General features: G+C 35.6%; 23 protein-coding genes and 4 tRNA genes. 24 read left to right on the top strand and 3 right to left on the bottom strand.

Going from position 1 to position 26,808, the window contains the following annotated elements; all coding sequences use genetic code 11:
• Positions 1-13 precede the first annotated feature (13 nt).
• Both ACXX8U_RS09965 and ACXX8U_RS09960 read left to right on the top strand, forming a co-directional pair.
• Positions 14-1,288: a DUF2851 family protein gene (locus ACXX8U_RS09965; RefSeq protein WP_458565715.1), complete on the top strand. Its 1,275-nt coding sequence runs from the start codon at positions 14-16 to the stop codon at positions 1,286-1,288.
• Between the two features lie 59 nt (positions 1,289-1,347).
• The gene (locus ACXX8U_RS09960; RefSeq protein WP_166133493.1) at positions 1,348-1,575 is read left to right on the top strand and encodes a PspC domain-containing protein; all 228 of its coding nucleotides are present in this window, start codon (positions 1,348-1,350) and stop codon (positions 1,573-1,575) included.
• A 43-nt stretch (positions 1,576-1,618) separates the two neighbouring features.
• Here ACXX8U_RS09960 and ACXX8U_RS09955 read toward each other — a convergent pair whose 3' ends face one another.
• Positions 1,619-3,082 (bottom strand): APC family permease, encoded by a 1,464-nt coding sequence (locus ACXX8U_RS09955; protein WP_458565714.1) that lies wholly within the window; start codon positions 3,080-3,082, stop codon positions 1,619-1,621.
• A gap of 250 nt (positions 3,083-3,332) precedes the next feature.
• On the opposite strand from ACXX8U_RS09955, the gene ACXX8U_RS09950 reads away from it, so the two are divergent.
• The 22 genes from ACXX8U_RS09950 to ACXX8U_RS09845 all read left to right on the top strand — a co-directional run bounded on the left by ACXX8U_RS09950 (position 3,333) and on the right by ACXX8U_RS09845 (position 23,383).
• The gene (locus ACXX8U_RS09950) at positions 3,333-4,229 is read left to right on the top strand and encodes a ComEA family DNA-binding protein (RefSeq protein WP_458565713.1); all 897 of its coding nucleotides are present in this window, start codon (positions 3,333-3,335) and stop codon (positions 4,227-4,229) included.
• Between the two features lie 176 nt (positions 4,230-4,405).
• Complete coding sequence (locus ACXX8U_RS09945) at positions 4,406-5,575, top strand: acyl-CoA dehydrogenase family protein (RefSeq protein WP_458565712.1); 1,170 nt, start codon at positions 4,406-4,408, stop codon at positions 5,573-5,575.
• 299 nt (positions 5,576-5,874) lie between these two features.
• Entirely contained in the window at positions 5,875-6,069 is a 195-nt protein-coding gene (rpsU, locus tag ACXX8U_RS09940) for a 30S ribosomal protein S21 (protein ID WP_072993116.1), read from the top strand.
• Positions 6,070-6,310: 241 nt separating this feature from the next.
• Positions 6,311-6,847 carry a hypothetical protein gene (locus tag ACXX8U_RS09935; RefSeq protein WP_458565711.1) on the top strand — a complete coding sequence of 179 codons (537 nt, stop codon included), beginning with the start codon at positions 6,311-6,313 and terminating at the stop codon, positions 6,845-6,847.
• Entirely contained in the window at positions 6,829-7,482 is a 654-nt protein-coding gene (locus ACXX8U_RS09930; protein ID WP_458565710.1) for a hypothetical protein, read from the top strand. Before ACXX8U_RS09935 ends, ACXX8U_RS09930 begins: the two co-directional genes overlap by 19 nt.
• A gap of 185 nt (positions 7,483-7,667) precedes the next feature.
• Positions 7,668-8,558 carry a tyrosine-type recombinase/integrase gene (locus ACXX8U_RS09925; RefSeq protein ID WP_458565709.1) on the top strand — a complete coding sequence of 297 codons (891 nt, stop codon included), beginning with the start codon at positions 7,668-7,670 and terminating at the stop codon, positions 8,556-8,558.
• A gap of 38 nt (positions 8,559-8,596) precedes the next feature.
• Positions 8,597-8,899 carry a ribosome hibernation-promoting factor, HPF/YfiA family gene (gene hpf, locus ACXX8U_RS09920; RefSeq protein WP_210788394.1) on the top strand — a complete coding sequence of 101 codons (303 nt, stop codon included), beginning with the start codon at positions 8,597-8,599 and terminating at the stop codon, positions 8,897-8,899.
• A 90-nt stretch (positions 8,900-8,989) separates the two neighbouring features.
• Positions 8,990-9,066 (top strand) — tRNA-Thr (locus ACXX8U_RS09915).
• A 30-nt stretch (positions 9,067-9,096) separates the two neighbouring features.
• Positions 9,097-9,177 (top strand) — tRNA-Tyr (locus ACXX8U_RS09910).
• 76 nt (positions 9,178-9,253) lie between these two features.
• Positions 9,254-9,325 (top strand) — tRNA-Thr (locus ACXX8U_RS09905).
• A gap of 52 nt (positions 9,326-9,377) precedes the next feature.
• Positions 9,378-10,565: an elongation factor Tu gene (gene tuf / locus ACXX8U_RS09900; RefSeq protein WP_166138789.1), complete on the top strand. Its 1,188-nt coding sequence runs from the start codon at positions 9,378-9,380 to the stop codon at positions 10,563-10,565.
• A gap of 59 nt (positions 10,566-10,624) precedes the next feature.
• A tRNA-Trp gene (locus ACXX8U_RS09895) sits at positions 10,625-10,695 on the top strand.
• 17 nt (positions 10,696-10,712) lie between these two features.
• The gene (secE, locus tag ACXX8U_RS09890) at positions 10,713-10,910 is read left to right on the top strand and encodes a preprotein translocase subunit SecE (RefSeq protein ID WP_086455318.1); all 198 of its coding nucleotides are present in this window, start codon (positions 10,713-10,715) and stop codon (positions 10,908-10,910) included.
• Positions 10,911-10,918: 8 nt separating this feature from the next.
• Positions 10,919-11,470, top strand: coding sequence for a transcription termination/antitermination protein NusG (gene nusG / locus ACXX8U_RS09885; protein WP_166138786.1), 552 nt, complete (start codon positions 10,919-10,921; stop codon positions 11,468-11,470).
• Between the two features lie 66 nt (positions 11,471-11,536).
• Positions 11,537-11,974 (top strand): 50S ribosomal protein L11, encoded by a 438-nt coding sequence (gene rplK / locus ACXX8U_RS09880; protein ID WP_166138783.1) that lies wholly within the window; start codon positions 11,537-11,539, stop codon positions 11,972-11,974.
• Between the two features lie 13 nt (positions 11,975-11,987).
• Positions 11,988-12,677, top strand: a complete 690-nt coding sequence (gene rplA / locus ACXX8U_RS09875) for a 50S ribosomal protein L1 (protein ID WP_039111376.1) — start codon at positions 11,988-11,990, stop codon at positions 12,675-12,677.
• Positions 12,678-12,699: 22 nt separating this feature from the next.
• Positions 12,700-13,212, top strand: coding sequence for a 50S ribosomal protein L10 (gene rplJ, locus ACXX8U_RS09870; protein ID WP_458565708.1), 513 nt, complete (start codon positions 12,700-12,702; stop codon positions 13,210-13,212).
• A gap of 86 nt (positions 13,213-13,298) precedes the next feature.
• Positions 13,299-13,667 carry a 50S ribosomal protein L7/L12 gene (gene rplL, locus ACXX8U_RS09865; RefSeq protein WP_166138772.1) on the top strand — a complete coding sequence of 123 codons (369 nt, stop codon included), beginning with the start codon at positions 13,299-13,301 and terminating at the stop codon, positions 13,665-13,667.
• Positions 13,668-13,942: 275 nt separating this feature from the next.
• The gene (rpoB, locus tag ACXX8U_RS09860) at positions 13,943-17,755 is read left to right on the top strand and encodes a DNA-directed RNA polymerase subunit beta (RefSeq protein ID WP_458565707.1); all 3,813 of its coding nucleotides are present in this window, start codon (positions 13,943-13,945) and stop codon (positions 17,753-17,755) included.
• A gap of 267 nt (positions 17,756-18,022) precedes the next feature.
• Positions 18,023-22,336, top strand: a complete 4,314-nt coding sequence (rpoC, locus tag ACXX8U_RS09855) for a DNA-directed RNA polymerase subunit beta' (protein ID WP_458565706.1) — start codon at positions 18,023-18,025, stop codon at positions 22,334-22,336.
• A gap of 82 nt (positions 22,337-22,418) precedes the next feature.
• Positions 22,419-22,724: a DUF3467 domain-containing protein gene (locus ACXX8U_RS09850; protein ID WP_210788391.1), complete on the top strand. Its 306-nt coding sequence runs from the start codon at positions 22,419-22,421 to the stop codon at positions 22,722-22,724.
• A gap of 305 nt (positions 22,725-23,029) precedes the next feature.
• Positions 23,030-23,383, top strand: coding sequence for a hypothetical protein (locus tag ACXX8U_RS09845; RefSeq protein WP_458565705.1), 354 nt, complete (start codon positions 23,030-23,032; stop codon positions 23,381-23,383).
• A 93-nt stretch (positions 23,384-23,476) separates the two neighbouring features.
• Here the strand turns inward: ACXX8U_RS09845 and ACXX8U_RS09840 are convergent, their stop codons facing one another.
• On the bottom strand, positions 23,477-25,066 hold the full coding sequence (locus ACXX8U_RS09840) for a peptide chain release factor 3 (RefSeq protein WP_458565704.1): 1,590 nt from the start codon (positions 25,064-25,066) through the stop codon (positions 23,477-23,479).
• 171 nt (positions 25,067-25,237) lie between these two features.
• Positions 25,238-26,674 (bottom strand): alpha-amylase, encoded by a 1,437-nt coding sequence (locus ACXX8U_RS09835; protein ID WP_458565703.1) that lies wholly within the window; start codon positions 26,672-26,674, stop codon positions 25,238-25,240.
• Positions 26,675-26,808: the final 134 nt, after the last annotated feature.

The raw sequence follows: 26,808 nt of genomic DNA, 5'->3' as shown, positions 1-26,808 counted from the left end.
TAAATTTAGATCTATGAAGGAAGATTTTTTACATTACATCTGGAGATTTAAAAAATTCAGCAGTTTCGAAATGACAACTACAAGTGGTGAGGCTGTAACTGTGATTGCCGCTGGTCAATATTTAGAATTAGCCGGTCCTGATTTTTTTAATGCTCAAGTCACAATTGGGGATCAAAGATGGGCTGGGAATATTGAAATTCATGTAAAATCATCTGATTGGTACCTTCATCATCATGAGCAAGACCCAGCTTATGAAAATGTGATCCTTCATGTTGTTTGGGAACATGACACCGAAATTTTTAGAAAAAATAACAGTACCATCCCAGTTTTGGAACTTAAAAATTATGTTGACGCTCAAACAGTGCAAAATTACAATGTTTTAATAGAACCTAAATCTTGGATTTTTTGTGAAAAACACCTAGCTAGTATAGCTAATTTTGTTTGGAGTAATTGGAAAGAGCGTTTGTTTTTTGAAAGATTAGATCGTAAAGCAACGCCTATTTTGGCGTTTTTAGACCAATCACAAAACGACTGGGAGGCTACTTTGTTTTGGCTATTAGCCAAGAATTTTGGGTTAAATACCAATGGGGATATTTTTCTAAGGATGGCGCAATCTATTCCTTTTTCAGTTATTCGCAAAGAACGTTTAGAGCTTGCTAATTTAGAAGCTTTGCTCTTTGGTTTGTTAGGTTTGTTAGATCAAGAGCATGAAGATGCGTACTTCAAGGATTTAAAATTTAGATTTTTGTATTTGGTGCACAAGTACAATTTGGAGCCACGAGTTGAAGGTACAGTGCAGTTTTTTAAACACCGTCCGGATAATTTTCCAACTGTTAGATTGTCGCAATTGGCGCAATTATACCATCAAAATGCCAATTTATTCGAACTTTTGATGCAAGTACAAACTATTGAAAAATGGTATCATTTGTTTGAAATTTCAGCATCTTCTTATTGGGATTTGCACTATCAATTTGATAAAAACAGTATTAAAAGGACCAAAAAGTTATCTAAGTCTTTTATTGATTTGCTTCTGATCAATACTATAATTCCCATGCAATTTGCTTACGAAAAGAGTAGAGGTGGCGAAGCTTCAGATAATTTACTGACGATAATGGAAGGAATTGCAGCAGAAAAAAACGCTATAATTACTAAGTTTTCTAGTTTTGGGATTGATGCCTATAATGCATTTGATTCGCAAGCTTTATTGCAGCTCAAAAATGAATATTGTAATAAAAGTAAATGCTTAGAGTGTGCAATTGGTGTCGATTTACTAAAAGCTGGACTTTAATTTTACTAGAGTTATTTCATCCTGTATTTTTTGTAGATTTGTTCTAATAATTAAATAGTATGTCAGTAATTATAAAACTCAAGTTTTTTTTCGAAAAACACGGATTTCATGTGTCTTCACGATTGGCCGATACTTTAGGAATGCGTGCTAGTAGCGTACGACTGTTTTTTATTTACTTATCGTTTGTCACTGCTGGGTTGTGGTTTGCAGTGTATCTAACGTTGGCTTTTTGGATAAAGTTAAAAGATCTTATCCGTGCTAAACGTACTTCGGTTTTTGATTTATAGTATAAAAAAAGGCTCCTAATTTTAGGAGCCTTTTTCGTTTTATTTATTCTTCTGGGTTATTCAGTTTAGAATTTCTTTTTCCGTACAGGAAGTAAATCACCATACCAATTGCTAGCCATCCTAATGAGAATAATTGAGCATCTTTACTCAAGTTTACCATCAAGTAAGTATTGATAGCAATTCCGCAAACTGCAATTACTGGTAAAGCAGGAACTTTAAAACTACGTTCTAAAGTAGGTTGTTTTACTCTCAAAATCCAAACGGCGATACATACCATTGTAAAGGCAAATAAGGTACCAAAACTAGTCATTTCAGCAAGCTTACTAATTGGTGTGAATGCAGCAACGGTAGCGATAAAAGCACCTAAAATCATTAAGTTGGTTCTTGGAGTTCCAGAAAGCGGGTTGATTTTAGAGAATACAGCTGGAATTAATCCATCTTTTGACATTCCTAAAAAGATACGTGATTGTCCCATGATCATTACCATCAATACAGAAATTAAACCTACCGTAGCAGCGATCGTGATGATGTATCCAGCCCAAGCTTGACCTGCAATATCAAATGCGTATGCAACAGGAGCTTTAATTGCCTCTGGGTATTTACCTAGTGGGTTGAAATCTTGGTAACTAATCATACCAGTTAACACAAGTGAAACTAAGATATAAAGAACAGTACAAACTAATAATGATGCAATAATTGCAAAAGGTACGTCTTTCTTTGGGTTGATGGCCTCACCAGCTTGAGTAGAAACAGCATCAAAACCTACATAAGCAAAGAAAATTGCAGCTGCTCCCGAAACAATTCCAGCTAAACCGTATGCTTCATGTGGTTTGTCATCAACAATAATTGTTTGTGCTTCTGGGATAAATGGAGACCAGTTGTCTACATCTATAAAGAATGCTCCAGCAATAATTACGAAAATTACAGCAGATACTTTTAAAATTACAATGAAGTTGTTCGCGCTTGCCGCTTTTTCAGTTCCTTTAATCAGTAATGATATAACTAATAATACGATTAGAAACGCTGGTAAGTTCATACTAAATCCTTCTCCGGTGTAACTTCCTGGATCTGCGGTTAAGTATTCGGGTAAGCTTATGCCAAACATCTTGAGCATCTTATTGAAATATCCCGACCATGACACGGCGACCGTCATCGAGCCCATGGCATACTCTAATATTAATCCCCAGCCAATAATCCAGGCAAATATTTCTCCAATAGTTCCGTAGGCATAGGCATAGGCAGAACCTTCAACAGGTAATATAGATGCAAATTCAGAATAACATAAAGCTGCAAATACACAGGCAATACCTGCAATTACAAATGAAAGAGCAAGTGCGGGACCTGCGTGATTATAAGCTCCAGTTCCTGTTAATACAAAAATTCCTCCTCCTATGATGGCTCCAATACCAATAGCGGTAAGGCTCCACTTACCTAAAACTCTTTTTAATTGACTTTTTTTCATATCAGCTTCAAAAGCCGATACTGGTTTAACTCTCCAGATTGACATGGTTGTTTAATGTTTTAAGTTATTAAGCACCAAATGTATTCTTTTTTACAAAAAATAAAAACAATTATTGAATTTTAAGTTGTAAAAAATGTCTCAAACTCTTTTTTATTATTGATTTGTCATAATTACCGCAATATGATAAAAGTTGGTTGTATGTTGAGAATCAATTTTTTTACAGTAATTCGTAATGAGTTTCGTATTTATTTCTTATTTTTAAAACTAATCTAGTGTGGTGCCAATTTTTAAGCCTATGAGAGTATTAAAAACCATTGTTTCCTATTTTAATTATACCAAACAGCAACGTACGGGTGTTTTAATACTGTTAGTTTTTATCGTCATATTACAAAGCTTAGTGTTTTTTTGTGATTGGTCTGTCATAGAAAAAAAAGATCCTAAAGAGCAAACATGGTTGTCTCTGCAAAGTACCATCGACACACTTAGTGATAATTCTAAAAAAGCGTCAAGCAAAATATATAAATTTAACCCTAATTTTATTTCTGACTACAAAGGATATAAATTAGGGATGTCAGTAGCAGAGATTGACCGCCTATTTGCTTTTCGAAAACAAAATAAATATGTCAATTCTGCAGCTGAGTTTCAAATGGTGACTCAAATTTCCGATTCGCTTTTGCAAGTAATTGCTCCGATGTTTCAGTTTCCGACTTGGGTAGCAACGAAACCCAAAAGTGACTACAGCAAAAAATCGTTTGATTATAAAACGGCTGCAGGGGCTAAAGAAAAAATCATTGTTAAAGATATCAATCTCGCAAGTCAAGATGATTTTATGAAAATTTATGGCGTTGGTGAGGCATTGTCTGCCAGAATTATCAAGCAGCGCTCCACTCTTGGTGGATTTGTAAGTATGGAACAATTAATAGAAGTTTGGGGCTTATCCCCTGAGGTAGTTTCAGAATTGAACACACATTTTCAGATCGGCGCATCGCCGGCTGTTATAAAGTTAGATATCAATAATGCATCTCTAAAAGAATTAAGTCAGTTTTATTATTTTAAAGGTGGCCTTGCTCGCGATATAATTACCTACCGTAGCATGAAAGGAGATTTTGCTAAAATTGAGGATTTAACAAAAATTAAAGGATTTCCTGTTGATAAAGCAAAAATAATTGCCTTATATTTGGACTTTCGTTAGAAGTTGCTGGTTTTGGGAGCTACGTAGGTTTTTTATCTCGTTTAGTTTGAGTGAACTATTAAAGTAAAGGGTCTTTCTTGAGATTAGTTGATGTATTGTTGCATTTAATAATTGTAAGCCTCAGTCCAACAATGACGACCTTAATTTTCATTGTTAAAAGAAAAAAATAATAGAATATGAATTCAGTTTACTTCACAGAAGAGCATCAGGCCTTCAGAGAAAGTTTAAAAGATTTTTTGCAAAAAGAAGTGGTGCCTCACATTGAAAAATGGGAAAAAACAGGTACGATAGAGCGTTTTATCTGGAAAAAATTTGGCGATATGGGATACTTTGGGATTAATTACCCAGAGGCGTACGGCGGGATGAATCTTGATTTGTTTTACACAGTTGTTTTTTTAGAAGAACTACAAAAGATAAAATCATCTGGCTTCGCTGCCGCTATGTGGGCTCATGCCTATTTAGCGATGACGCATTTAAATGCAGAGGGCGATGATAGAATCAAGAAAGATTATCTTGCGCCGAGTATTGCAGGTGAAAAAATTGGAGCATTGTGTATATCAGAACCTTTCGGAGGAAGTGATGTTGCAGGAATGCGTACCACAGCAGTTAGAAAAGGTGATAAGTATATCATAAACGGATCGAAAACGTTTATCACTAATGGTATTTACGCTGATTATTATATTGTGGCAGCCAAAACAAATCCGGAGTTGGGTAACAAAGGAATTAGTATCTTTTTGATGGATACCGGTCTAAAAGGAATATCAGCTTCTAAACTTGATAAATTGGGATGGAGAGCATCGGATACGGCAGAGATTGCATTCGATAATGTAGAGATTCCTGCTGAAAATCTTATGGGTGAAGAAGGGAAAGGATTTCCGTACATCATGCAGCATTTTGCACTTGAACGCTTAATAATGGCAATTAATGCACATGCTAGAGGGGAATATGCAATTGATTATACTATCGATTATATGTCTCAACGTGAAGCTTTTGGAAAAAAGATAAGTAAATTTCAAGCCTTGCGTCACACCCTTGTAGAGCACGCCACTGAAGTAGAGCACTGTAAAATTTTTAATTATGCTGCTGTTGCTCGATTAGATAAAGGAGAATATGTAGTAAAAGAGGCTACAATGGCGAAGCTTAAATCAACCAAAGTTGCTGATGAGGCTATTTACAGTTGTTTGCAGATGCTAGGTGGTTATGGTTACATGGAAGAGTATCCTTTGGCGCGTTTGTTTAGAGATAGTCGCTTAGGGCCAATTGGAGGTGGTACTTCAGAGATTTTAAAAGAAATTTTAGGAAAAATGATTATTGATGATCAAAGTTACGAACCTGCTGTGAAATAGTTTTGACTATTCATTATAAGTTGTAATTAAGTATCATTGTGAGGAATTCCAATGAATAAAATCAAGGAGTGAGCGGTTTGTTCGCTCCTTTTTTTTGTGTGAAGGATAGTAGTGGAAATCCTTTTATGAAGCGTAGCGAAATAAAAGATTGCAACGAATAGCCTGACGGCACCGAAGCTTGATTGATAATGTAATGGATGCGCTTTGTGCCGGCACACCAAAATAAATTGAAGAACAGTAGGGATTAAACGAAAAATAATAACTACTTTTGCAGACTAAAGAAAGGGGGTGTCTATATTATGTTAATTATACCAATTAAAGACGGGGAAAATATCGATAGAGCGTTAAAACGTTACAAAAGAAAATTTGATAAAACAGGAACTGTTCGTCAATTAAGAGCACGTACTGCTTTTATTAAGCCTTCAGTAACAAACAGAATCAAAATTCAAAAAGCGGCTTATATCCAAAATATGAAAGATAACTTAGAAAGTTAGTCGATTCTACATTATTATAAAAATAGCATTAGAGTTTTTTAACTTTATTGCTATTTTTTTTTGTTAAACAAATTTTGTTTTTTTAAGTGTTTTTTAAAATAAATCTTATATTTGTTTTATTATCTGTTAAAAGGAAAATTATGAAAATTACGGTGCAGTGTATAATGATGGTGAATGGTCTGGATCAAGACTTATTCAAATAGAGTAAAACATCTTATTAATTTGTAAAACACTATTAACCATGAAAAAAATCTTAATTTTTACCGCTATTTTAATCTTTTCAACGCTTGCCTATTCGCAAAAAGAAAGTGATTTATCGAGAAATTTATTTAAAGTTAATATTTTAGCGCCAGGCTTGACTTATGAGCGGGTTCTAGGTGATAAGACAGCTTTTAATGTTGATGTTAATTTGTCATTTGGAGGTACTAGTAAGGGAGGTGGGCAATTAAAACTGTTGGCATCTCCATTCGGCAGAGCTCAATATCGTTATTATTATAATTTAGAAAAACGCTTGGCTAAAAATAAATCAATAAGGGGTAATTCAGCTGCTTATATTGCTCCTTCTATTAGTTATTATATGAAGCCTATAAATGATGGTTCTTATTTAAGCGATTATGACGGCCTTACAGCAGGGGCTGTGTGGGGATTTCAAAAAACATATAAAACAGGGATGAATCTTGGTGCGAATACAGGATTGGGATATAATTTCAGTAGTAATTTAGTTCATCAAGTTGTTCCTATTTTAAATTTTACTGTTGCATGGGTTATTCTAAAATAAGTAAATTTTTATTTGTAGTAATTGTCAATACTTTTTTTGTCAATGCACAAAAAGTATTGCCTTTTTTGGGTGCGGGGCAAAATATCAATACATCTTTTGAAAATAATGGTTACCTAAATATTTCTACAGGAGTTCAATATAATCTACAGGATTTTATTAAGCCAGAGGTTGAATTCCGATTCTTTTTCGGCGCTTTGCAAAACAATACCACTTATGATTCTGCAAATTCTTTGATGCGGATAAAAGATATTTTTACAACTTTTCAGGCTTTAAATTGGAGTGTTACTCCCAATTTTTCTATTCCTTTGGATCAAGATAAACATTGGTACTTGGCAGTAAAACCAAAATATAATTATGCCGAAATAAAAGCTTCAGATGCGATTTTTGTTTATCAAGAGACTAAAACAATTTATACAAAAGAAACCCGTAAAGGAGTTAGTCGTTCTTTTGGTTTAAACATGGGGGTTTTGGGTAAATTGTGGTCAGAATCCTATGATGCGGTTTTGTTGTCTGTTTTTGTAGATAATATCAACTTTAACAAGGTGATTAAAAGAACGCCCAATACAGATTTGGATACCAATTATGACTTAGGTTTTGAAGTTACTTACTACTTTAGTTTTAAAAAGAAAAAATAAAGAGAATTCGCAATCAAAGAGCACGTAGTGCTTTTGTTATGCAGTCAGTAACAAACAGAATCAAAATTCAAAAAATGGCTTATATCCAAAATATGAAAGATAACATAGAAAGTTAGTCGATTCTACAGAAAATAGGAGCCGTTAGTTATCAAAATTATTTAACTTTGATGCTAACGGTTTTTTTTATGGTTAAAAGTATAGAAGCATTCGAGCAATACCTCCGCTTGGAGAAAAAGTATTCCAATCACACCATCACGGCTTACAATAACGACTTAGTTTCTTTTAGAGACTTTGTATTTTTGAGATATCAGCAAGCTACAATTGATGATGTGCTGTATGTTCAAATAAGAGCTTGGATAGTAGAGTTGGTCGATCAGTCACTTTCAAACACTACAATTAATAGAAAAATTGCTAGTCTCAAAGCATTCTATAAATTTTTACTCCGAAGCAAGCAAATTAAAGCCAGTCCTTTGGCGACTCACAAGGCCTTAAAAACCCCAAAAATAATTCAGATTCCGTTTTCAGAACAAGAGATGGTGCAGGTTGCGGAGGTTTTTTCAGAAGGAACTGATTTTGAATCAGTACGCAATCAATTGATCGTAGAGCTGTTTTATGCAACAGGCATGCGAAGAGCGGAGTTAATAGGGTTGCAGTTTAAAAACGTAGATTTGGCATCAGGTATTATCAAAGTTTTAGGGAAGCGGCAAAAAGAGCGTTTGCTGCCGTTATTGCCGTTTTTGATACAGTCAATAAGGCGATACCTCGCTGTAAGGACTGATTTAGAAGTGATTGAAGATTCTGATTATTTTTTTCTGACCAAAAAAGGAATAAAATTAAATGAAAGTCTTGTGTATCGGTTAATAAATTCATACTTTAGTAGAGTGTCACACAAGTTGAAGAAAAGTCCTCATATCCTTCGTCACACTTTTGCTACCCATTTACTTAATAATGGTGCAGATTTAAATTCAGTCAAAGAATTATTGGGGCATGCTAGTTTAGCTTCTACGCAGGTGTACACACACAGTAGTTTATCGGTTCTGCAGGAAGTGCATAAAAAAGCGCATCCAAGGGGTTGATGACAAAAAATATTTAATAATTTTTAATAACGATGATTATGAAGGTAAGTGTTCACGCAGTTAACTTTACTGTTGACAGAAAGTTGGTTGATTTTGTTCAAGAACGAATGGATAAACTTGAAAAGTATTACGATAAGGTCGTCTCGTCTGATGTGTATTTGAAAGTGGAAAAAACGAGTGAGAAAGAAAATAAAATTGTCGAAGTAAAAATTAATGTGCCTGGTGATGAGTTATTGGTTAAAAAACAGTGTAAATCATTTGAAGAAGCAACCGAGTTAGCCGCAGAATCTCTAGAGCGAATGCTTCTAAAACGAAAAGAAAAGATTAGTTCGCATATTTAATATAAAATTTTTTCAAAAAATGTTTTGATTGCTAGATAAAATCTATACATTTGCAGTCCGTTAGAAATAGCGGACTTTTTTTATCAATTCGCCAGCGTAGCTCAGTTGGCTAGAGCAGCTGATTTGTAATCAGCAGGTCGTGGGTTCGAGTCCCTCCGCCGGCTCCAAGTTAACATATTTAAAGATAAAGAAAGTGAGGGGAGATACTCAAGCGGCCAACGAGGGCAGACTGTAAATCTGCTGTGTGAACTTCGCAGGTTCGAATCCTGCTCTCCCCACAAGAATAAAACTTAGTTGTTTTAGAAAAGTATATTGCTTTTCTTTATTGAACTAAGCTCTTTGATAAGAGGTTCTGCCGACTTAGCTCAGAGGTAGAGTGCTTCCTTGGTAAGGAAGAGGTCACGGGTTCAATTCCCGTAGTTGGCTCAAGTAAGTAGGAAATAAAAATTAATATATAACAAGATTAAAATTAAGTAAAATGGCAAAAGAAACCTTTAACCGTTCGAAACCACACTTAAATATTGGTACGATCGGACACGTAGATCACGGTAAAACTACTTTAACAGCAGCAATCACAAAAGTATTATCTGATGCTGGTTACTGTCAAGCAAAATCATTTGATCAAATTGATAATGCTCCTGAAGAAAAAGAAAGAGGTATTACTATCAATACATCACACGTTGAGTATGAAACTGCTAACCGTCACTACGCACACGTTGACTGTCCAGGTCACGCGGATTACGTAAAGAACATGGTTACTGGTGCTGCTCAAATGGATGGAGCTATCCTTGTTGTAGCTGCAACTGATGGACCAATGCCACAAACACGTGAGCACATCCTTTTAGGTCGCCAAGTAGGTATTCCTAGAATGGTTGTTTTCATGAACAAAGTTGACATGGTGGATGACGCTGAGTTGTTAGAGCTTGTTGAAATGGAAATTAGAGATTTATTATCTTTCTACGAATATGATGGTGACAACTGTCCAGTAATCCAAGGTTCTGCTTTAGGAGGATTGAACAATGACGCTGCATGGGTTCCTAAAATTTTAGAATTGATGGAAGCTGTTGATAACTGGATCGAAGAGCCATTACGTGATACTGACAAACCATTCTTGATGCCAGTTGAGGATGTATTTACAATTACTGGTCGTGGAACTGTTGCTACAGGTCGTATCGAAACAGGTATTGCAAACACTGGAGATCCAGTAGAAATTATTGGTATGGGAGCTGAGAAATTGACTTCTACTATCACTGGAGTTGAGATGTTCCGTAAAATCCTTGATAGAGGAGAAGCTGGAGATAACGTAGGTTTATTGTTGAGAGGTATTGATAAAGAATCTATCAAAAGAGGAATGGTTATCATTAAGCCAGGATCTGTTAAGCCACACGCAACTTTCAAAGCTGAGGTTTATATCTTGAAAAAAGAAGAAGGTGGACGTCACACTCCATTCCATAATAACTACCGTCCACAGTTCTACGTACGTACAACTGACGTAACAGGAGTTATTACTTTACCAGAAGGAGTAGAGATGGTAATGCCAGGTGATAACTTAACTATCAATGTATCTTTGTTAAGCCCAATCGCAATGAGTGTTGGTTTACGTTTCGCTATCCGTGAAGGTGGTAGAACAGTAGGTGCTGGACAAGTAACTGAAATCGTAGGTTAATCCACGAAATATACAATCAAAAAATAGTGTCGTTTAACGATGACACTATTTTTTATTCTACGGGCGTAGTTCAAGGGTAGAATAGCGGTCTCCAAAACCGTTGATGGGGGTTCGAATCCCTCCGCCCGTGCAAAAAAATAAATCACAATGACAAAAGTTGTAAATTACATATCAGAGGCATTTGAGGAATTAAAATCAAATGTAACTTGGCCGGAATGGTCTGAAGTACAGCGTCTAACCATTGTTGTAGCTGTATTTTCTGTTTTATTTGCCTTGGGGACTTGGGGAGTAGATGAGATTTTCGCAAAAGCTTTAGCTGGATTTTTTAATTGGATAAAAGCTTAATTTTTGTTATGGCAGATAATAATGTGAAGAAGTGGTATGTCGTTAGAGCGGTTAGTGGCCAGGAGAACAAAGTAAAAGCATATATCGAAACCGAAATCGCAAGATTAGGAATGGAAGATTATGTTTCTCAAGTTCTTGTTCCAACCGAAAAAGTCGTTACTGTTAAGGAGGGAAAAAAATTAGTTAAAGACAAGGTTTATTTTCCTGGTTATGTAATGATCGAAGCGAATCTTGTTGGTGAAATACCACATATCATTAAGTCTATAACAAGTGTTATTGGTTTTCTGGGAGAAGTTAAAGGTGGAGAGCCTGTTCCGTTAAGAATGTCGGAAGTTAACAGAATGCTAGGAAAAGTTGATGAGTTGGCTGTTAATACAGATACACGTGCTATTCCATTCAATATGGGTGAAACTGTAAAAGTAATTGATGGACCATTTAATGGATTCAACGGAACGGTTGAAAAAATTAATGAAGAAAAGCGTAAACTTGAAGTAATGGTGAAAATTTTCGGAAGAAAAACACCTTTAGAATTGAGTTTCATGCAAGTTGAAAAAGTATAATTTTTGTTACATCTATAATAATCATTGTTGCCGCTTCCATTGGTAGCAATGTTAAATTTTTTAAAAATGGCTAAAGAAATTAGTAAGGTAGTTAAACTACAAGTTAAGGGAGGTGCTGCGAACCCGTCGCCACCGGTTGGACCTGCTTTAGGAGCTGCTGGGGTAAACATCATGGAATTCTGTAAGCAATTTAATGCTAGAACTCAAGATAAACCCGGCAAAATATGCCCAGTACAAATTACTGTGTATAAAGACAAATCATTTGATTTTGTTGTTAAGACTCCTCCAGCGGCTGTCCAGTTATTGGAAGCTGCAAAGCTAAAGTCAGGATCTGGTGAACCAAATCGTAAAAAAGTAGCTAGCGTTACTTGGGATGTTATCAAGGCAATTGCTGAAGATAAAATGGTAGATTTAAATGCATTCACAATCGAATCTGCTATGAGCATGATTGCTGGAACTGCTAGATCTATGGGTATAACTATATCAGGAGATTCTCCTTTTTAATTAAGAGATAGACATGGCAAAATTGACAAAAAAGCAAAAAGAGGCTGCTTCAAAAATTGAAAAGAACAAATTGTATTCTTTGAAAGATGCTGCTGCATTAATCAAAGTTATTGCTTCTGCAAAATTTGATGAGTCTGTTGATATCGCAGTTCGTTTGGGTGTAGATCCAAGAAAAGCGAATCAAATGGTAAGAGGTGTAGTTACATTACCTCACGGTACTGGTAAAGATGTTAAAGTATTAGCATTAGTTACTCCAGATAAAGAAGCGGAAGCTTTGGCAGCTGGTGCAGACTATGTTGGTCTTGATGATTACCTTCAAAAAATTAAAGATGGTTGGACAGATGTTGATGTTATCATCACTATGCCTGCTGTTATGGGTAAATTAGGTCCATTAGGTCGTATTTTAGGACCTAGAGGTTTAATGCCAAACCCAAAAACAGGTACTGTAACTATGGATGTTGCAAAAGCTGTTCAAGAAGTTAAAGCTGGTAAAATCGATTTTAAAGTTGATAAAACTGGTATCGTACATGCAGGAATTGGTAAAGTATCATTTGGTGCGGAGCAAATTTATGACAATGCACACGAAATTATTCAAACATTAATCAAACTTAAGCCAACTGCTGCTAAAGGTACCTACATTAAAGGTATTCACCTTACAAGCACAATGAGTCCAGCTATTGCATTGGATCCAAAAGCAGTATAATTGGTAGTTAATAATTTTTAGTATGACTAGAGAAGAAAAATCAATCGCGATTGAAGATTTAACTGCACAGTTAGCTGGTACAAATATCATTTACATATCTGATATTTCAGGACTTAATGCAGAGACTACTTCAAGCTTGAGAAGAGCTTGCTTTAAAGCAGGTATAAAATTAGAGGTTGTTAAAAACACTTTGCTTGCAAAAGCAATGGAAGCATCTGATAATGATTATGGAGATTTGCCATCAGTATTAACTGGTAACAGTGCAATCTTTATTTCAGATGTTGCAAATGCACCTGGAAAAATTATCAAAGATTTCAGAAAAAAATCAGCTAAGCCGGTATTAAAAGGAGCTTACATTAACTCTGAAGTTTACATCGGAGACGATCAATTAGATGCATTAGCAACCATCAAATCTAAAGAAGAGCTTATTGGCGAAATCATTGGATTATTACAATCTCCTGCACAAAGAGTTATCTCAGCTCTTCAAAACCAATTCGCTAGTAGCGAAGAGGCAACTGAGGAAGCAGAGGCATAATAGCTATATTTCAAACTATAGTTATTTAAATTAGCGCACAATAAATAAATTATATTTTTACAAATCATTTTAAAACGATAGAAAAAATGGCAGATTTGAAACAATTCGCAGAACAATTAGTTAACCTTACTGTAAAAGAAGTTAACGAATTAGCAACAATATTAAAAGATGAGTACGGAATCGAACCAGCTGCTGCAGCTGTAGTAGTTTCAGGTGGTGGTGAAGCTGCTGCTGAAGAAGTTCAAACTGAGTTTACAGTTGTATTGAAAGAGGCTGGTGCTTCTAAATTAGCAGTTGTGAAATTGGTTAAAGAACTTACAGGTTTAGGTTTGAAAGAAGCTAAAGATGTAGTTGATAGTGCTCCAAGTACTGTTAAAGAAGGTGTAACTAAAGAAGAGGCTGAAGGTCTTAAGAAATCTTTAGAAGAAGCTGGAGCTGTAGTTGAGCTTAAATAGTTAAACTAAGTTTATAAAATAAGGTTTAGGTCTTGAGTTTAGTCACTCAATGACCTAAACCATTTTTCGTATAACAAAAGTCTAGCTTGTATTACAACAAACTAGCACGTTGAATACCTTATTTATTCCCATTACGAGGAAAAAAAATTAATAGATAATAAGAAAGTAGTTATCCTAATAATTAATTTTTAAAGATGTACTGGTTATAAAATGTGTTTTTAGAACTCTAAAATTCACAAAACAAATTACTTTTTTAATCAAAATTTTGTCCATTGATGCTAACAAATCAGACTGAAAGATTGAATTTTGCCTCAACAAAAAATATTCCTGACTATCCAGATTTTCTAGATGTTCAGGTTAAGTCGTTTAAAGATTTTTTTCAATTAGAAACTAAATCAGACGAAAGAGGTGACGAAGGGCTTTACAATACCTTCATGGAAAATTTTCCAATAACTGATACAAGAAACAACTTCGTATTAGAGTTCCTTGATTATTTTGTAGATCCTCCACGTTATACAATTCAAGAATGTATAGAAAGAGGTCTTACATACAGCGTGCCATTAAAGGCTAGACTTAAACTGTACTGTACTGACCCAGAACACGAAGATTTTGAAACTATTGTTCAAGATGTTTATCTTGGTACAATTCCTTATATGACGCCTAGTGGTACCTTTGTTATCAATGGTGCTGAGCGTGTAGTTGTATCTCAATTGCACCGTTCTCCGGGTGTTTTCTTTGGTCAATCATTCCATGCAAATGGTACAAAATTGTATTCGGCGAGAGTAATTCCGTTTAAAGGTTCTTGGATTGAATTTTCTACTGATATCAATAGTGTAATGTATGCTTACATTGATAGAAAGAAAAAATTACCTGTAACCACTCTTTTCAGAGCTATTGGTTTTGAAAGAGATAAAGATATTCTTGAAATTTTCGACCTTGCTGAAGAAATTAAGGTTTCTAAAACTGGTCTCAAGAAATATATTGGTAGAAAACTTGCTGCTCGTGTATTGAACACTTGGCACGAGGATTTCGTAGATGAAGATACAGGTGAAGTTGTATCTATTGAACGTAACGAAATAATTCTTGATAGAGATACGATTATCGACAAAGATAATGTGGAAGAAATCATCGATTCTAACGTTAAGTCTATCTTGTTACACAAAGAAGATGCTAATCAAGGTGATTATGCCATCATTCACAATACGTTACAAAAAGATCCAACAAACTCTGAGAAAGAGGCTGTTGAACACATCTACAGACAATTGCGTAACGCAGAACCGCCTGATGAAGAAACAGCACGTGGTATCATTGATAAATTATTTTTCTCTGATCAACGTTATAACTTAGGTGAAGTAGGTCGTTACAGAATTAATAAAAAGTTAGGTTTAGATACCCCAATGGAAAAGCAAGTCTTGACCAAAGAGGATATCATAACTATCGTGAAATATTTGATTGAATTAATCAACTCTAAAGCGGAGATTGATGATATTGATCACTTATCTAACCGAAGAGTAAGAACTGTTGGTGAACAACTTTCTCAACAATTTGGTGTTGGTCTTGCTCGTATGGCAAGAACTATTCGCGAGAGAATGAACGTAAGAGATAATGAGGTGTTTACACCTATTGATTTGATTAATGCTAAAACATTATCTTCTGTAATTAATTCTTTCTTTGGTACCAACCAATTGTCTCAATTTATGGATCAAACTAATCCATTGGCTGAGATCACGCACAAGCGTAGGTTATCTGCACTTGGGCCAGGTGGACTTTCAAGAGAAAGAGCAGGATTTGAGGTTCGTGACGTTCACTATACGCACTACGGGCGTTTATGTCCGATTGAAACTCCTGAGGGACCAAACATTGGATTGATTTCCTCACTTGGTGTTTACGCTAAAGTGAATGGAATGGGATTCATCGAAACTCCTTACCGTAAAGTAACTAATGGTGTTGTAGATTTAGAATCTACTCCAGTTTACCTTAGTGCTGAGGAAGAGGAAGGAATGTTAATTGCACAAGCCAACATTCAAATGGATAATTCTGGAAAAATTACTGCCGAAGACGTTATTGCACGTCAAGAAGGTGATTTCCCTGTTATTGATCCGTCAAATGTTGATTATACTGACGTTGCTCCAAACCAGATTGCCTCTATTTCTGCATCTTTGATTCCTTTCTTGGAACATGATGATGCGAACAGAGCCTTGATGGGATCGAACATGATGCGTCAGGCTGTACCATTGATACGCCCTGAAGCTCCAATTGTAGGTACCGGTTTAGAGCGTCAAGTAGCTTCTGATTCTAGAGTATTGATTAATGCGGAAGGTCATGGAGTTATTGAGTATGTTGATGCAAACATCATCACTATCAAATACGATCGTTCTGAAGAAGAAAGAATGGTAAGTTTTGAGCCTGATGAAAAAACATACAACCTAATTAAGTTTAGAAAAACTAACCAAGGAACAAGTATCAACTTGAAACCTATCGTAAGAAAAGGGGATAGAGTTGTTCCAGGTCAAGTTTTATCTGAAGGATATGCTACTCAAAATGGAGAATTAGCATTAGGTCGTAACTTGAAAGTGGCGTTTATGCCATGGAAAGGGTACAACTTTGAGGATGCGATTGTGATTTCTGAGAAAGTTGTTCGTGATGACATCTTTACTTCAATCCACGTAGATGATTACTCATTAGAAGTAAGAGATACGAAATTGGGTAATGAAGAATTAACGAACGATATTCCTAACGTTTCTGAAGAAGCTACTAAAGATTTGGATGAAAACGGTATGATTAGAATTGGTGCCGAGGTGAAGCCTGGTGATATTCTTATCGGAAAAATTACTCCAAAAGGGGAATCAGATCCAACTCCAGAGGAAAAATTATTGCGTGCCATCTTTGGTGACAAAGCAGGTGATGTGAAAGATGCTTCTTTGAAAGCTTCTCCTTCTTTACATGGTGTTGTTTTAGATAAAAAATTGTTCGCAAGAGCAGTTAAAGATAAACGTAAACGTACACAAGACAAGGATGCTTTAGGAGCACTTGAAATGGAGTTTGAAGTGAAATTTGTTGAATTGAAAGACAAATTAGTTGAAAAACTTTTCTTGATCGTTAACGGAAAAACATCTCAAGGTGTAATGAATGATTTGGGTGAGGAAGTTTTGCCAAAAGGTAAAAAATATACTCAAAAAATGCTTTATGCAGTAGAGGATTTTGCTCACTTAAGCAAAGGTCAATGGGTAGCTGATGATGCTACTAATACTATGGTTAATGATTTAATTCATAACTATAAAATTAAATTGAACGACTTACAAGGTGCATTACGTAGAGAAAAATTCACCATTACTGTTGGAGATGAATTGCCAGCAGGAATTTTGAAATTAGCTAAAGTATACATCGCTAAAAAACGTAAGTTAAAAGTGGGTGATAAGATGGCGGGTCGTCACGGTAACAAGGGTATTGTTGCTCGTATCGTACGTCATGAAGATATGCCTTTCCTTGAAGATGGAACACCAGTTGATATCGTGTTGAACCCACTTGGGGTACCTTCTCGTATGAACATTGGTCAGATTTACGAAACGGTATTAGGATGGGCTGGTATGAACTTGGGTAGAAAATTTGCTACACCAATTTTTGACGGAGCATCTTTAGACCAAATCAACGCTTTAACGGATGAAGCTGGAGTACCTCGTTTTGGTCATACGCATTTATATGATGGTGGTACTGGAGAGCGTTTCCACCAAGCTGCAACTGTAGGTGTAATTTACATGTTGAAATTAGGTCACATGGTTGATGACAAGATGCACGCACGTTCTATCGGACCGTACTCTTTAATCACTCAGCAGCCACTTGGAGGTAAAGCACAATTTGGAGGTCAGCGTTTTGGAGAGATGGAGGTTTGGGCATTAGAGGCTTATGGAGCTTCTAGTACACTTCGTGAAATCTTGACAGTGAAATCGGATGACGTAATTGGTAGAGCTAAAACGTACGAGGCAATCGTTAAAGGAGAATCTATGCCAGAGCCAGGATTACCTGAATCATTCAATGTATTGATGCATGAATTGAAAGGTCTTGGTTTAGATATCAGATTAGAAGAATAATATTCAGTAAAAAGTGGTCAGTGTTCAATGTATTTTGAATGCTGAACACTGATTACTTTTTAAATTAGTTTTCAAGATTTATACCCGTAAACCGTTCCGATTTTTTATTGAGTTTTAAAGTTCAATAACTAGCACTTCAAGCAAGGGCTTGAGGTTTAGAGAAGTAATTCGTGGTAGTGTTATAGTCGAGGATTGAACCATACGTTTAAAACTAAGACTGGCGCAAAAATCAATTTTTTAATTGCAGATAAATCAATAGTAGAAACTATGATGAATAACAGAAATAATAACAATAAAGATAAAAACCAAGTTAAAAGGTTTAATAAAATTTCTATTGGATTAGCATCACCAGAGTCAATCTTAAAAGAGTCAAGAGGTGAAGTATTAAAGCCAGAAACGATCAACTATAGAACGCACAAACCAGAGCGTGATGGTCTTTTTTGCGAGCGTATTTTTGGACCTGTAAAGGATTTCGAGTGTGCGTGTGGAAAATACAAAAGAATTCGTTACAAAGGTATCATTTGCGACCGTTGTGGTGTTGAAGTTACAGAGAAAAAAGTACGTAGAGATAGAGTAGGTCACATCAATCTTGTGGTGCCAATTGCTCATATTTGGTATTTCCGTTCTTTGCCAAACAAAATTGGTTATATACTTGGTCTTCCTTCTAAGAAATTAGATATGATTATTTACTACGAAAGATACGTAGTAATTCAAGCAGGTATTGCTAAAAATGCTGATGGCGAATCTTTACAAAGATTAGATTTCTTGACTGAAGAGGAGTATTTGAATATTTTAGATACCCTTCCTGCAGACAACCAATATTTAGATGATTTTGATCCTAATAAATTTGTTGCCAAAATGGGAGCAGAGTGTATTATGGATTTGTTAGCAAGAATTGACCTTGATGCATTATCATATTCATTAAGACATAGCGCTAACAATGAAACCTCTAAACAACGTAAAACTGAAGCTTTAAAAAGATTACAAGTTGTTGAATCTTTCCGTGAGTCTAACTTAAACCGCGAAAACCGTCCTGAGTGGATGATTATGAAAGTGGTGCCAGTTATTCCACCAGAATTGCGTCCGCTTGTACCACTTGATGGAGGTCGTTTTGCAACTTCAGATTTGAATGATTTATACCGTCGTGTAATCATCCGTAACAACCGTTTGAAAAGATTAATGGAGATCAAAGCTCCAGAAGTTATCTTGAGAAACGAGAAACGTATGTTGCAGGAATCTGTAGATTCATTGTTTGACAACACGCGTAAAGCATCTGCTGTTAAAACCGAATCAAACAGACCTTTAAAATCACTTTCTGACTCGTTAAAAGGTAAGCAAGGTCGTTTCCGTCAAAACTTATTAGGTAAACGTGTGGATTATTCTGCTCGTTCGGTAATTGTTGTTGGACCAGAATTAAAATTATCAGAGTGCGGTATTCCTAAGGATATGGCAGCTGAATTGTACAAACCTTTTGTGATTCGTAAATTAATCGAAAGAGGAATTGTCAAAACAGTTAAATCTGCTAAAAAAATAATTGATAAAAAAGAGCCTGTTGTTTGGGATATCCTTGAAAATGTAATCAAAGGTCACCCAATCTTATTAAACCGTGCTCCTACTTTGCACCGTCTTGGTATCCAGGCGTTCCAGCCAAAATTAATTGAAGGAAAAGCGATTCAATTGCACCCTTTAGTTTGTACGGCTTTTAATGCGGATTTTGATGGGGATCAAATGGCGGTACACTTACCATTAGGACCAGAGGCTATCTTAGAGGCTCAGTTGTTAATGTTAGGTTCGCACAACATTTTGAACCCTGCAAATGGTGCTCCGATCACTGTACCATCTCAGGATATGGTCTTGGGTCTATATTATATGACCAAAGAACGTTTGTCAACTCCTGAATTGAAAATCTTAGGTGAAGGGATTACATTCTATTCTGCAGAAGAGGTGAATATCGCTTTGAATGAAGGAAGAGTAGAATTGAATGCTCGTGTAAAAATTAGAGCAAAAGATTTCAATGAGGCTGGTGAATTAGTTTACCAAATCATTCAAACTACTGCTGGACGTGTATTGTTTAACGAAGTTGTTCCTGAAGCAGCTGGTTATATCAATGACGTATTGACAAAGAAAAACTTAAGAGATATTATTGGGCACGTACTTAGCTGTACAGATGTACCTACTACTGCTGCTTTCTTGGATAACATGAAAGATATGGGGTACAAATTTGCCTTCAAAGGTGGATTATCATTCTCCTTAGGTGATATTAGAATACCGGACCAAAAACCTAAGTTAATTGCCGATGCAAGAGAGCAAGTTCAAGGTATCTCTGCTAACTATAACATGGGTCTTATTACCAATAACGAGCGTTACAACCAAGTTATTGATGTTTGGACTTCTGCTAATGCACAGTTAACGGAGTTAGCAATGAAAAACATTAGAGAAGATCAACAAGGATTTAACTCTGTGTACATGATGCTTGACTCTGGAGCGAGGGGTTCTAAGGAACAAATTCGTCAGTTAACTGGTATGCGTGGTTTGATGGCTAAGCCTAAAAAATCTACTGCTGGTGGTGGTGAAATTATTGAAAATCCAATTCTTTCTAACTTTAAAGAAGGTCTTTCGATTCTTGAGTACTTTATCTCTACTCACGGTGCTCGTAAAGGTCTTGCGGATACCGCTCTTAAAACAGCCGATGCTGGTTACTTGACTCGTAGGTTACATGACGTTTCACAAGACGTAATTGTAAATATCGATGATTGTGGTACTTTAAGAGGTGTTGAAGTTTCAGCATTGAAAAAGAACGAAGAAATCGTAGAATCATTAGGAGAGAGAATCTTAGGACGTGTAGCGTTACAAGATTTGATCAATCCTTTGACAAGCGAAGTATTAGTTCGATCAGGTGAGCAAATTACAGAAGTAATTATGAAAGCGATCGACGCTTCTCCAATCGAGAAAGTTGAAGTTCGTTCTCCATTAACATGTGAGGCTCTAAAAGGAATTTGTGCTAAGTGCTACGGTCGTAACCTAGCAACTGGTAAAATGACTCAAAGAGGTGAAGCTGTTGGTGTAATTGCAGCGCAGTCTATTGGTGAGCCAGGTACACAGTTAACATTACGTACTTTCCACGTTGGAGGGGTTGCGGGTGGAATTTCTGAAGAATCAAGCATTGTAACTAAGTTTGCAGGTAAGCTTGAAATTGAAGATCTTAAAACTGTTAAAGGAGAAGATAGTGAAGGAAACTCAGTTGATATTGTTGTTTCTCGTTCTACTGAATTGAAATTAATTGACGAAAGAACAGGTATTTTATTAAGTACCAATAACATTCCTTACGGTTCTAGTATTTTTGTTGCAGATGGTCAATCTGTTGCAAAAGGAGAAGTTATCTGTAAATGGGATCCATATAACGGAGTTATTGTTTCTGAGTTTACTGGTAAAATTGCTTACGAAGATTTAGAGCAAGGACAATCGTTCATGGTTGAAATCGATGAGCAAACTGGTTTCCAAGAAAAAGTAATTTCTGAATCAAGAGCTAAAAAATTAATCCCAACTTTATTGGTTTACGGTAAAGATGGTGAATTGATTCGTTCATACAACTTACCAGTTGGAGCCCACTTGATGGTTGAAAACGGTGAGAAAATTAAAGCAGGTAAAGTATTGGTAAAAATTCCTCGTCGTTCTTCTAAATCAGGAGATATTACAGGAGGTTTACCAAGAATTACAGAGTTGTTAGAAGCTCGTAATCCATCTAACCCAGCTGTAGTTTCTGAAATTGATGGTGTTGTTTCTTTTGGAAAAATCAAAAGAGGTAACCGCGAAATTGTTATCGAATCTAAATTTGGAGATGTTCGTAAATACCTAGTTAAATTATCAAGCCAAATTCTTGTTCAAGAAAATGACTTCGTAAGGGCAGGTGTACCATTGTCTGACGGAGCAATTACTCCAGATGATATTTTAAGAATTCAAGGTCCAGCTGCTGTTCAACAGTACTTGGTGAATGAAATTCAAGAAGTATACCGTTTACAAGGTGTAAAAATTAACGACAAACACTTCGAGGTTGTGATTCGTCAAATGATGCGTAAAGTAAGAGTACAAGATCCAGGTGATACTTTATTCTTAGAAGATCAATTGATTCATACTAAAGATTTCATCGTTCAAAACGATAAGTTATACGGTATGAAAGTGGTAGAAGATGCTGGAGATTCAGCTGTATTAAAAGAAGGACAAATCATTACGCCTCGTGAGTTGCGTGACGAAAACTCTTTATTGAAACGTACAGATAAAAATCTAGTAGTAGCTCGTGATGTGGTAACAGCAACAGCAACACCAGTATTACAAGGTATTACAAGAGCATCGTTACAAACTAAATCATTCATCTCTGCGGCATCGTTCCAGGAAACTACTAAAGTATTAAATGAAGCTGCAGTTGCAGGTAAAATTGACTACTTAGAAGGATTGAAAGAAAATGTAATTGTAGGTCATAGAATCCCAGCCGGTACAGGTATGAGAGAGTATGATCACACAATTGTAGGTTCAAAAGACGATTACAATGATATGATGGCTAACAAAGAGGAGTACATCTATTAAGGTTTTAGTGCCTAGTCCTTAGTGATTTTTCATAATGTTTAATCACTGAGGACTATTTAACTAACCACTAAATACTATAAATATGAAAGATCAACCACAAGATCAAATTAATATCGAATTGGATGAAATTACTGCTGAAGGAATTTATTCTAACTTAGCAATAATCAATCACTCTTCGTCTGAGTTTGTTCTAGATTTTGTAAGTATCATGCCAGGTATACCTAAAGCAAAGGTAAAGTCGAGAATTGTTTTGACACCGCAGCATGCTAAAAGATTATTAAAAGCAATTGGAGAAAATATTCATAGATTTGAAATCGCTCATGGTGAGATCAAAGATACAGATCAAGCCCCAATTCCTTTAAATTTTGGTCCTGCTGGCCAAGCATAAAGAATAGTTCAAAAGGCTCCAGTTTTTCTGGAGCCTTTTTTTTATGCACTATTTTAAATTTCTGAAATGGTTTTTTATATGGTAGATATAAAATTTCAATTGATTTTCTATTGTGGGTTTTTCCAGTTGTACTCACCCTTGATTTCTGTTAAGATGCAGTTTAACAGTGCTTCATGTGCTCAATTTGTGCTTTGAACGAGTTTTAAAGCGCTTTGTCGAGAATATTTTTTGACGATATACTAATGTTATACTTTCGTTCTCGAGATATAGGAAAAGCAACTATTCCAATAAAATTAGAAAGTAATATGAAACATTTTTCTCTTAAAGTAAGCAATAAATTTATATTAAACACCGTAATGGTGCTTGCTTTTACTTTAGTGTCTTCTATTTCATCTGCTCAGACTACAAACACGGTTGTAGAAATGAATCAGACAGAAGTAGCTTCTACTAAAACAGAAAATGTTTCCACAGCTACTACTTCAAATTCAATGAACTTCGTTTTATGGTTTATGGGTTCAAAACAAGATCCTAACAAAACAATAAATCCAGAAGGAACAACAACAAAAAAACAAATTATTACATCTGGTACCGCTCCAAATAGATTGCTAATAAAAGCATTCTTAAAAAAAGCTTCAAGTTTAGAAAGTATGATTGCCTAATAATTGATTTAAGAATATAAAAAAAACGCTACTTGAAAAAGTAGCGTTTTTTTTGTTCATGAAACTGACATAATGTTAGTCAGTACATTTTTATTACTCAAACTCTGAGGTAAAGAATAGTTTTACGTTTGGGTATTTACTTTGAGTCATCTGAATTGTAAAGTCTGAATCGGCTAAGAATACCAATTGTCCGTATTTATCGTGTGCCAAGAATTTTTGTTTGATACGTCGGAATTCTTTAAACTCATCACTTTTAGCGTCGTTAGGTTTTACCCAGCAAGCCTTGTGAACTGGAAAGTTTTCGTAAGTACATTTTGCACCATATTCGTGCTCTAATCGGTATTGAATTACTTCGTATTGCAGCGCTCCAACGGTTCCAATAATTTTTCTATTATTCATTTCAAGCGTAAAAAGCTGTGCAACTCCTTCGTCCATTAACTGATCAACTCCTTTATCCAGCTGCTTTGCTTTCATAGGATCTGCATTATTAATGTATCTAAAATGTTCTGGAGAAAAGCTCGGAATTCCTTTAAAACTCATTACTTCACCTTCTGTAAGTGTATCTCCAATTTTAAAGTTTCCAGTGTCATGCAAACCCACAATATCACCAGGATAGGATATGTCTACAATTTCTTTTTTTTCTGCAAAGAAAGCGTTCGGACTTGAAAATTTTAAATTTTTCTTTTGACGTACATGGTAATACGGTTTATTTCTTTCAAACGTACCAGATACAATTTTAATAAAAGCCAAACGGTCGCGGTGTTTAGGATCCATATTGGCATGGATTTTAAATACAAAACCAGTCATTTTTTGTTCAGCAGGATCTACTAATCTCGTTTCGGAGTCTTTTGGTCTTGGCGATGGTGCTATTTGAACAAAACAATCCAATAATTCACGAACCCCGAAATTATTTAAGGCCGAACCAAAAAATACAGGTTGCAATTTACCATCTAAGTAGTCTTGTCTGTCAAATTTTGGATATACTTCATCAATTAATTCTAGTTCTTCGCGAAGTTTATCAGCAGGTTTTTGTCCAATAATTTTTTCCAGCTCAGGACTTTGTACATCAGAAAAAGCGATGGTCTCTTCAATATTCTTACGGCTGTCACCACTAAATAAGTTGATGTTTTGTTCCCATAGATTATAAATACCTTGAAAATCGTATCCCATTCCGATTGGGAAACTCAATGGAGTGACAGCGAGTCCTAATTTTTGCTCCACTTCGTCCATTAGGTCAAAAGCATCTTGTCCTTCTCGGTCTAATTTATTGATGAAAACGATAATAGGGATTTTTCGCATTCTACAAACCGCAACTAATTTTTCTGTTTGTTCTTCTACACCTTTGGCAACGTCAATCACTACAATTACGCTGTCTACGGCTGTTAAGGTTCTAAAAGTATCTTCGGCAAAATCCTTATGACCAGGCGTATCAAGGATGTTGATTTTTTTATCTTGGTAGTTAAAAGCTAAAACGGATGTAGAAACAGAGATTCCTCTTTGGCGTTCAATTTCCATAAAGTCACTCGTAGCTCCTTTTTTAATTTTATTGTTTTTTACAGCACCTGCTTCTTGAATAGCGCCACCAAAAAGGAGGAGTTTTTCTGTAAGTGTTGTTTTCCCCGCATCGGGATGCGATATAATTCCAAAAGTTCTTCTGCGTTGTATTTCTTCTAAAAAAGCCATGTGTATATTTAAATAGGTTGCAAAAGTACTATTTATAAATGCCAATTAAAAAAAATGTACTCTCTAAAAGCAAGAATATCAAAGTGGTTTCAGTATCATATTTCGGCTTGAATTAGAGTTTATTAGTAATGTTGTATAAAAAAAGGCCACCGTATTTGGTAGCCTTTGATTTTACATATTGATAGACCATATGGAATAGCCATTTGGTGGACATTGTATTTTAACCCATTTGTCTGCTTGTGTGGTAGGATACCAACCAGAATTCCCAGTGAAATCTTTTATTTGAGCATTGGTCCAATTGGTTTGAATCCATCGTTCTTGCCAAGTATTAGAGTTGTTTATGTACACAACTAGTCCTGGATTGCCATTGTATCCGTTTCGTCTAGCGATATACTCATCTGTATCGGTATATAAAATAGAGGTGTTCCCAGTAGCTTTGTTATTGTGAATCCAAATTAGATTGTTCATTTTAGTTTTATTCAACCATTCCTCATAATCTCTGTAAAAAATAGTTGGGTAGCCTTCATGAGTTAAAATATAAGCGTAGGCGAGTTCTTTTTTCCAAATTTCGTCAGTGTCATGATTGGCGACAAATGTAACCGCTTTGTATGGATTGCGTTTCCACATCATGTCATCGTTCAAGAGGTTAAGATTGTTATTGTCAAATGCGTCATTCATTTTGTAATAGCATGCAAAATCAAACACAGAACTATTGGCATTGTTAGCCCAATTATTTAGCAAATCAACATTGGCATCCCAAAGTTCACCTACTGAAAATCCACCTACATTAGCATTCCAATCACGTATAACCCAAGGAGCAAAACCTTTGACATAATCAAAACGCCATCCGTCAAATTTCATGGTATTTTTATAAAATTTACCAACTCCATCGGCTCTTTTCCAAAGCCAATCTTGTACATTAGGTACTACGTGAGCAAGATCAGGAAAGCCACCAAATGATCCTTCGTCATTGTTTCCATAGGCATTTTTGTAAAAGTCGGCACTAGTTCTTTTGAATTTTCCTGAGGCCACTCCTGTGAAATTAGTATAGGTTTGAGTTCCTGTAAACGGATTGCTCTCTAATTGCCCGCCGCTGTTATGATTTAGAACCATATCAGCATATACTTGCATGTTTTCGGCGTGAACTTTCGTAATTAAACTTTCCAGTTCGGTTTTAGAACCAAAACGAGTTTCAACGGTTCCATTTTGATTAAAATTTCCAAAATCGAAGTAATCAGTTGGGTCATATCCCATTGAAAATGGTCCGTTTTGTGCTTTTGATACAGGTGGTAGCCAAATTGAGCCAATACCTACGTTTGACCATGCGGTAATTTTTGAATTTACCACATTCCACCAAGTGCCTCCTGCAGGGACATCCCAATAAAATGCTTGCATCATGACACCTCCGCCAGGATTCGCTACATAGCGACCGTTAGAAAGATTAGTTTTTTTACCCGTATCAAATGGGCGACCGTCATGTGTTGTTACATTGATCGTTTTGAATTCTTTTGCTGTTTCAAGGGTGTTTGCCGAATCGTCATTGCTGCAAGAATACAAAGCCATTAAGGCGGTAGTCAGCGCAAAGAGTTTAAAAATTGGTTTTTTCATGGTTTGATAGTTTGGTTAATGTATAAAGGAAAATTTTCTGCTACTTAGCTAGTTAAATTTCTTTTGACTTAAGATATGTTTATTTTAATATGTTTAATTTTATGAATAATTTATTTTTTTACGAATATATTTTT

The organism is Flavobacterium sp. GNP001, assembly GCF_054343775.1.
The sequence above is the reverse complement of the archived record's forward strand: the minus strand, read 5'-3'. Positions and strand labels throughout refer to the sequence as shown.